Annotated in this window: 1 protein-coding gene and 1 pseudogene; one reads left to right on the top strand and one right to left on the bottom strand. The window is 24.4% G+C overall.

What is annotated here, in order from left to right:
• Positions 1-141: pseudogene (locus CD129_RS13520) on the bottom strand (sigma-70 family RNA polymerase sigma factor); the annotation flags it as partial.
• A gap of 290 nt (positions 142-431) precedes the next feature.
• On the opposite strand from CD129_RS13520, the gene CD129_RS12600 reads away from it, so the two are divergent.
• On the top strand, positions 432-653 hold the full coding sequence (locus CD129_RS12600; RefSeq protein ID WP_017000846.1) for a hypothetical protein: 222 nt from the start codon (positions 432-434) through the stop codon (positions 651-653).
• The last annotated feature ends 109 nt before the right edge of the window (positions 654-762 follow it).

Consider the following 762-nt stretch of genomic DNA (forward strand, 5'->3'; position numbering starts at 1 on the left):
CGTTTTTAATAAATCCCATAGCTTTATAAGTAAGAGTTGGAAATAATCATCATAGCAATATTTTATATTGTAACGGTGTAGTAAATGATGAATCATTTTTTCGTATTTTAAGTAATAAGAGTTAAAGTTATAATCTTCCATGTTGTCCTTTGCAGTGGGCATGCACACAGATTTATTTCCGGATAAAAGTATTGTAAATTAAAATAAAATAGCTTTAAAATTTGTAATTAGTGAAATAATTAAAGTAAATTAGCAATAGTTGAAAAAGATATAATTAATATCATAAAAAATGCACATTAAAGTGAAGAATTCATTAAAAAAATAGGTAAGAAATAAAGATTTAAAAGATTTACAATTACCCTATAAACGTGTATATTTGGATATATATGGACATATGTTTTATTGGGGGCAAAGATTAGGAGGCTCATCATATGGATTACGAACATCTAAATTTAGAACATTTTTTTGCACGAAATAATGAATTGAATAATATAAGAGATAATGCTGACTTTGTTATGATTAATAACGTGAATAGATTTATGAATTATAGAAACGGCGAAGAAGAGGGAACAATTAATCTTAGTCATTACAACTATAAAAATAGATCAGCAGCAATGTCATTTATATTTATGGATTACACACCTTATAAATAAGCAAACATACTTTCATAGAATGTTTGCTTTTTTTTTTGAAATATAATAGTAATTAAAATGTAACATTTTTATTTTTGAATATTATAGTCTAATCCTATAGAATATAGAG

The organism is Mammaliicoccus fleurettii (genome assembly GCF_003970575.1).
Taxonomy (GTDB): Bacteria; Bacillota; Bacilli; order Staphylococcales; family Staphylococcaceae; genus Mammaliicoccus; species Mammaliicoccus fleurettii.

Bases quoted from the DNA above. Each gene is read 5' to 3' on its own strand.
- CD129_RS12600 (WP_017000846.1), top strand. From the start codon at position 432: ATGGATTACGAACATCTAAATTTAGAACATTTTTTTGCACGAAATAAT.